The sequence below is a fragment of the Bacillus infantis genome (genome assembly GCF_008180445.1).
Classification (GTDB): Bacteria; Bacillota; Bacilli; order Bacillales; family Cytobacillaceae; genus Bacillus_AB; species Bacillus_AB infantis_B.
In genome coordinates this window covers 24,501-30,948 of sequence record NZ_VTER01000023.1, presented here as the reverse complement: position 1 = coordinate 30,948, position 6,448 = coordinate 24,501, and the positions used below count along the sequence as shown (strand labels likewise).

Below are 6,448 nucleotides of genomic sequence, written 5' to 3'. Positions count from 1 at the left end.
TCATCGACTCCGGGAAGCCGTTTGTTTCTTGCCTTTATCGAAACAGACGGTGTTGCCTTCTGTACTCCTGAACACATCGGCCTTCCAATTGTGCACGAATTTCGGAGCTCAATCCCTTCAACCATACGGCTTACGGCCCATTACCTCGCTGTCTACGCTTAAAGGCAAAGTGTTGCCACTTGCCCTCCAAGACTCGCTACAAGTGAATGGCTAGTTCTTTCTCGACGGGAATCCCACCCGTTATATGTTATGACCTATGCTCGGTCGCTCCAGGAGTCTACGTGCCTTCCACTCCAATCAACAAAGTTTTAAAAAAAATTGGGTCAAGGTTGCAGTCTGCTTATATTTATTGGTAAAACGTTTATGTTAAAAACTAAAAAAGTGAAGCGGGAAAGCACCGCAGCAGATACCGACTTGCCGGCTTGGGAGTACCCTCCGACCGCCAATTTTGATGCACTTGCCGAGCGGAAGGCTGTTGCCCTTCAAAGCTGTCCTTCCACCATTTCAATGCTCCTTTTCACCACATCATCCTTCATGATGAAGCTGAAGCGGCTGTCCATCCTCTCCGCCATCAAATCCCCTTTAAATAGAACCGGTCCATCCGTCTCCATATAAGAATCCTTTTTCTCCAGCTCTGCTGCATGCCCCCAGTAAATGGCCTTTACAAAGGACAGGCCATCCAGAGTTACCTCATATTCTCCAATTAAATGCAGGTCATCAAGCAGGGCTCCTGTCTCTTCCCGGACCTCTCTCCTTGCTGCCTCTTCAATCGTTTCTCCCGCTTCACATTTTCCGCCCGGGAACTCCCAGCCCCTCTCCTGGTGATCCGTCAGAAGCCAGCTATCTTCATACCGGCATATGACAAGGACATGCTTTGCTTTTTCAAGGAAGGATCCCTTCTGGAAAGACAGTCTGACAGTCCCCCCATTGTAATCTTTGAAAACTTCCATTCAAGTCCACTCCTGTTTTCCTTTTTCTCTATTATAGAAGAAGCTTTCAGCATGAAACCACTTTCGCAGCGCATACAGGTAAATTTTTCATATAAAAACAGATTAAGCTCTTCCTAAATAGGGAAAGGACCTGTGAATCCATACAATTTTCCTATGAAACTCGCAGTGGATACATAAATACCCCTGAATAGGGCGTGTCATAAAGGGAGGGAGCGTAATCAAGATATCTATATTTAGGATTAAAGGACCATTTTAGGCCATTTTCGAAACTTTTCGGCAAAACTTCCGTAAAAAAGATAACAAATACTAACAGAGGAGTGTATATCTTGAAAAAAATTCTATCATTAGCAGCTAGCCTCATCCTTCTATTCATGCTGGCAGCATGCAACCAGACGGCTGCCCCTGTCAGTGAGGGCAATAACACAGAAGAAAATGGCACGGCTGCAGAAAATGGCGAAATAGCAGAGAATGAATCTGACCTTACGCTAGAGGAAGTCTTGAATAAAACGACAGAGGCTTCAGAAAACCTAAATAGCTTTTCGGTCGATATGACAATGGATCAGATGATCAGCGCCGGCCAGGAGGAAGAAAACATGAATATCAGCTCTGATATCCAGATGGATGTCGTTACAGAGCCAATGGCCTTTTACCAAAAAACGGCCATGTCCCAGGACCAGTCAGGTGAAACTTATGAAACTGAAAGCTATTTTACTGAAGAAGGCATGTTCATGTATGACCCTGCTGGAGAAACATGGATGAAGTTTCCTAAAGAAATGTCAGACCAGCTGATCCAAATGTCCGGACAGCAGACAAATCCGGCTGAAGAATTAAAAAAGCTGCAGGAATTTACAGATGACTTCACATTTGAACAGGACGACAATCATTTCATTCTCAAACTGAAAGCATCAGGGGAAAAATTCACTGAACTCATGAAAGAAACAATGGCGGACACACTGCCGCCAGAGATGGCTGCCGATGAAGAAGTATTCAACAACATGAAGATTGAAAACGTCGAGTACACCATCCTCGTCGATAAGGAAAATTTCTATCCTTCAGCACTGAATATGGATATGACTATGGAAATGGCAGTTGAAGGGCAGACAGTCTCACTCAATCAAAAAATCGAGGGCAAATACTCAGACTACAACGAGGTAAAAGAAATCACAATCCCTCAGGAAGTTTTGGACACAGCAGTTGAAATGGAGATTTAAAATAGCAAACATAATTGGGGCGGGGAAAGTTTCCTTGCCCCTTTTTTATACTCTTGATGCAAGGATAGATATGTCTGGAACAGGCCAACAGCTTATCTAATAAATTGGTTGGGGGTACGAATGACATAATGTTCTGTCTAAATCCTATCGGTGTAAAAGTTGAGATACGCCTGTTGATTGGAGTGGAAGGCACGCAGACTCCTCATAAAATGCATGCGCATTTTTCTCGTGCGATGAAACATCAAGGAAGAGGATTCAACGTCCTGCGGGATTGCAGCGGCAATGCTGAGACCCCACAGCGCGCAGCGCGAGGAGGCTCAGCGTCGCCCCGCGGAAAGCGGAGTGCCTGGAACGCAAATCAACAGCCCGAATAGTGGCAGAAACCCCGCTTTTTTAACTTCTTTTGCCCAGAATACCCATCTCATCAATATGCTTCCTGGCTTCTTCATCCCCAAGCTCATAAATCATTTTGTATGCCCCGGCCAGGCCTTCATCGTAGGCATCATTCTCCCGGTCATAATGATACTGGACATACGGAACATGGGCACGGAAGAAATTCTGCCAGTCAGTTGAGTGGTTCTGGTCAAAATACTCCCTAAGCCTAGTGATCTCTTCGTCATTGGCCTCTATTTTAAAATTCCAGGGCGAACTGTCCGGGCTCTGGGATATTTCTCCGCTGGCAACGCTTATATAATACACTTTCCTATTTTCCATCCTGGTCATCCCCTTTTGATTTCCTTCTTATCTTTGTTTCCCTCAAGGAAGGCAATTTTATTCTCGGGGAATACTTTTCATAATCGAGGGTATTTACTAAATATAATATAGAAAGACTGGCGGGCAGGATTTTTCCTGGCCGCCGCGAATATACATTAGCAATCCATCTTGAGGAGGTGTACCATATGAAAATTGTTGACGAGCTCTACGAATTGTACCGTGGAAAGCTGACAGGGGATGAGGAAGACATTGATATGCTTGCATTCGCTTTTCTTGAGGAAATGAGCTATGATGACCTTCTTTCTCTCCTGAAGGAAATGGATAAACAAGAGCTTTACAGCCTGATGGGCCTTTATTTAATCGAAAGCCTGAAGGGCAAATTCGCCAATGAGGACTACGGCCAGGAAAGACATCCGATTTTTCCTCAGCGGAATATTCATTAAATTGATACATAAATAGAGAAAGGAAAAGCCAGCATCATATATCCAGGCTGCTCCTTTCTCTTCTTTTTTTTGCATACCAAAAAAGCATCCGGCAGCTGCCGGATGCTTTTATACTTATCCTAAGAATGCTTTGAACATCCAAATATGCTTTTTCAATCCCTGCTTCACAGACAGCAGCATATCCGCTGTGCCCTCATCATTCGCCTCTTCAGCAATTTCGATGGCACTTTGCAGTTCATCTTCCATCTTGATGAAATCATTGCAGATGCTCCTGACCATATCCTCTTCTTTTTCAGAGCCTGACGCTTCTTCAACAGAAGCCATTTCAAGGCATTCCCTCATTGTAGCAACAGGGCTGCCTTCCAGGGCAAGCACCCTTTCAGCAAGAACATCGATATGTTCATTCGCCTCGTTGTACAGCTCCTCAAACTTTTCATGAAGGGTAAAAAAGTGGCGGCCCTTTATGTACCAGTGGTAATTATGGAGCTTTACATATAATACCGTCCAATTGGCCACCTGTTTATTAACTGTTTGTACTAATTGATTTGACATACTATCAACCTCCCTTCTTTATAGTACCCACCCTCCGTTTTTTAAAAACATGCTGCTGCTTTTTTTATGTTAACCCACCAGGCCAATGTTTCATGATAAAATACGAATATTGGAAAACCCGCGATTATCAGGCAATTTAAAGGGAAAAATACAGAAGCATGTGGGCAGCTGTTCTTCCCGTCTATGCAAAAGGAGGGAAATCATGTATATCATTTTAATCATCAGCATCATTATTGTTTTAGTCGTACTGCTCCTGAGCGTGGTCACAACCTCCAAGGCTTATACTTATAAACATACCGTCGATCCAATTGAGAACAACCCCCACCTGAACAATGAAGAGGGGGAAAATACAGAAGCAGAGCAAACAGAGACAGAAAAAAAGGCTTAAACACCTATTCTACATTACCATTTGAAACGGTGCATAAGCGGCCGGCACAATCCTATTATTGATGCCGGCCGTCGGAATGCTGGATGCAAGCGGTTTTGCCTTAGCAGGGAGAGTGTTTTTTCATGGATGTTTATTCGATATTTATCAGTCTGATTTTTGTGCTGAATGTGATTTTTGCCATCATCGTTATTTTCCTGGAGCGGAGGGACGCAGGAGGCACCTGGGCGTGGCTGATGGTCTTATTTTTCATACCGATTCTTGGTTTCATCATGTATTTCCTGTTTGGCCAAAACCTTGCACGAAGGAAGATGTTTCAATGGGAGGACCGGGAAAAGGTCGGCATAGATGAAATGATCAAACAGCAGATTCAATCAATTAAAAATCAATTGTTTTCCTTCCGCAATGAAACCATCAGGGACAGCCATGATTTGATTTATATGCATCTGATCAATAATGACGCTGTCCTTACCCAGGATAATGAGGTTGAGATATTTACCGACGGAAGGAAGAAATTCGATTCTTTAATCGCTGATATAAAATCGGCACAAGATCATATCCATCTGCAGTATTATATTTTTAAAAAGGACAACCTCGGCAAAGGACTTGTTTCCCTTTTAACCGAAAAAGCAAAAGAAGGGGTAAAGGTCAGGGTCCTGTATGATGAATTGGGCTCTAGAGGCGTGACTAAACGTTTCTTCAGGGAGCTGCGTGCAGCCGGAGGGGAAGTGGAGGCTTTCTTCCCGTCAAGGCTCCATTTCATCAATATCAGGGTCAATTACCGCAACCACCGGAAGCTTGCCATCATAGATGGCCAGATTGGCTATGTGGGAGGCTTTAATGTCGGAGATGAGTATTTGGGATTGGATCCTTCCTTCGGATATTGGAGGGATACCCACCTGAGGATTACCGGAGAGGCTGTCCACGCCATCCAGACAAGATTCATCCTAGACTGGAATCAGGCTTCACACCGCCATGATATCCATTATCATACCCGGTATTTTCCGGAAAGCACCGGCAGCGGGAATATCGGGATCCAAATCGTCAACAGCGGTCCTGACTCAGAATGGGAACAGATCAAAAATGGCTATATAAAAATGATCAGCTCGGCTAAGGAAAGCATCATGATCCAGACGCCGTACTTCATCCCTGATGCGAGCCTGCTTGATGCACTTAGGATTGCTTCACTTTCTGGGGTAAAAGTAAAAATCATGATCCCGAATAAGCCTGACCATATGTTTGTCTATTGGGCAACTTACTCATACATCGGGGAAATGCTGAAAACCGGAGCAGAAATTTATATTTATGATAATGGTTTCATTCACGCCAAAACCATTGTTGTCGATGAAAAGATTTCCTCCGTCGGTACAGCCAACATTGATGTAAGAAGCTTCCGGCTGAATTTTGAGGTCAATGCCTTTATATATGATAAAGAAGTATCCGGCCAGCTTGCCGGCAAATTCCGCAATGACATTGAACTTTCCAGCCTGATGGATGCAGAGCGCTACAGCAAAAGAAGTTTTTACATCCGCCTTAAAGAATCCATATCGAGGCTGCTGTCGCCCATTTTATAAAAAGCTGAAATCAAAAAAACCGGCATTATGCCGGTTTTTTTTTACGTCCTGTGTTCTATTAAGCAAATACTTGCTTTAAATCTTCCTTGCTTTGATCCAGCCAGAAGCGCATCAGACGCTTTGCCCCTTCAAGGTCATGAAGCTTTGCCTGGCCGCACTGTTTTTCATTTGCAGCTGGAATTTCCGTAATTTCAACAGCATCCTTTAATGTGTCTTCAAGCAAATCAATGATTTCTTCCACTGTCGGCTCGCCGCTGACAACAAGATAGTAGCCAGTCTGGCAGCCCATTGGGGAAATATCAATAATATCGAAATGGTCATATTTCTCTGCATGGGTACGGATATTAAAAGCAAGCAGATGTTCAAGCGTATGGATGGTGTCCGGCTTCATCGCCTGCTTGTTAGGCTGGCAAAAGCGGATATCGAATTTATTAACTACTCCGTCACTTCCCACTTTGTGGACACCGCAATGTCTTACATATGGAGCTTTAACGGCATTATGATCTAATTCAAAGCTTTCTACTGAAGGCATATAATCACTCCTTATAAGTCTTAATTTCAATTATAACGTAAAAGCCGACTATTTTCATCAAATTAATATAGAATAAGTTTTCCAGTC

General features: G+C 43.7%; 8 protein-coding genes. 4 read left to right on the top strand and 4 right to left on the bottom strand.

Annotation, left to right across the window (positions count from 1 at the left end):
- Nucleotides 1-482 precede the first annotated feature (482 nt).
- Entirely contained in the window at nucleotides 483-950 is a 468-nt protein-coding gene (gene ytkD / locus FZD51_RS25215; RefSeq protein WP_148977186.1) for an RNA deprotection pyrophosphohydrolase, read from the bottom strand.
- Between the two features lie 326 nt (nucleotides 951-1,276).
- Here ytkD and FZD51_RS25210 point away from each other — a divergent pair, with 326 nt between their 5' ends.
- On the top strand, nucleotides 1,277-2,161 hold the full coding sequence (locus FZD51_RS25210) for a DUF6612 family protein (RefSeq protein WP_338120412.1): 885 nt from the start codon (nucleotides 1,277-1,279) through the stop codon (nucleotides 2,159-2,161).
- A gap of 393 nt (nucleotides 2,162-2,554) precedes the next feature.
- Here the strand turns inward: FZD51_RS25210 and FZD51_RS25205 are convergent, their stop codons facing one another.
- Nucleotides 2,555-2,884, bottom strand: coding sequence for a hydrolase (locus FZD51_RS25205; RefSeq protein WP_187445898.1), 330 nt, complete (start codon nucleotides 2,882-2,884; stop codon nucleotides 2,555-2,557).
- A gap of 176 nt (nucleotides 2,885-3,060) precedes the next feature.
- Here FZD51_RS25205 and FZD51_RS25200 point away from each other — a divergent pair, with 176 nt between their 5' ends.
- Nucleotides 3,061-3,318: a DUF6154 family protein gene (locus tag FZD51_RS25200; RefSeq protein WP_009795296.1), complete on the top strand. Its 258-nt coding sequence runs from the start codon at nucleotides 3,061-3,063 to the stop codon at nucleotides 3,316-3,318.
- 114 nt (nucleotides 3,319-3,432) lie between these two features.
- On the opposite strand, the gene FZD51_RS25195 is transcribed toward FZD51_RS25200, so the two are convergent.
- Nucleotides 3,433-3,870 carry a Dps family protein gene (locus FZD51_RS25195; RefSeq protein ID WP_148977183.1) on the bottom strand — a complete coding sequence of 146 codons (438 nt, stop codon included), beginning with the start codon at nucleotides 3,868-3,870 and terminating at the stop codon, nucleotides 3,433-3,435.
- Between the two features lie 202 nt (nucleotides 3,871-4,072).
- On the opposite strand from FZD51_RS25195, the gene ytzI reads away from it, so the two are divergent.
- The gene (gene ytzI / locus FZD51_RS25190; RefSeq protein ID WP_148977182.1) at nucleotides 4,073-4,258 is read left to right on the top strand and encodes a YtzI protein; all 186 of its coding nucleotides are present in this window, start codon (nucleotides 4,073-4,075) and stop codon (nucleotides 4,256-4,258) included.
- A gap of 122 nt (nucleotides 4,259-4,380) precedes the next feature.
- Entirely contained in the window at nucleotides 4,381-5,829 is a 1,449-nt protein-coding gene (gene cls / locus FZD51_RS25185) for a cardiolipin synthase (protein ID WP_148977181.1), read from the top strand.
- A 58-nt stretch (nucleotides 5,830-5,887) separates the two neighbouring features.
- Here the strand turns inward: cls and FZD51_RS25180 are convergent, their stop codons facing one another.
- Nucleotides 5,888-6,361, bottom strand: coding sequence for an S-ribosylhomocysteine lyase (locus FZD51_RS25180; RefSeq protein WP_148977180.1), 474 nt, complete (start codon nucleotides 6,359-6,361; stop codon nucleotides 5,888-5,890).
- Between the last annotated feature and the right edge of the window lie 87 nt (nucleotides 6,362-6,448).

Bases quoted from the DNA above. Each gene is read 5' to 3' on its own strand.
- ytkD (WP_148977186.1), bottom strand. From the start codon at position 950: ATGGAAGTTTTCAAAGATTACAATGGGGGGACTGTCAGACTGTCTTTC.
- FZD51_RS25205 (WP_187445898.1), bottom strand. From the start codon at position 2,884: ATGACCAGGATGGAAAATAGGAAAGTGTATTATATAAGCGTTGCCAGC.
- FZD51_RS25200 (WP_009795296.1), top strand. From the start codon at position 3,061: ATGAAAATTGTTGACGAGCTCTACGAATTGTACCGTGGAAAGCTGACA.
- FZD51_RS25195 (WP_148977183.1), bottom strand. From the start codon at position 3,870: ATGTCAAATCAATTAGTACAAACAGTTAATAAACAGGTGGCCAATTGG.
- ytzI (WP_148977182.1), top strand. From the start codon at position 4,073: ATGTATATCATTTTAATCATCAGCATCATTATTGTTTTAGTCGTACTG.
- cls (WP_148977181.1), top strand. From the start codon at position 4,381: ATGGATGTTTATTCGATATTTATCAGTCTGATTTTTGTGCTGAATGTG.
- FZD51_RS25180 (WP_148977180.1), bottom strand. From the start codon at position 6,361: ATGCCTTCAGTAGAAAGCTTTGAATTAGATCATAATGCCGTTAAAGCT.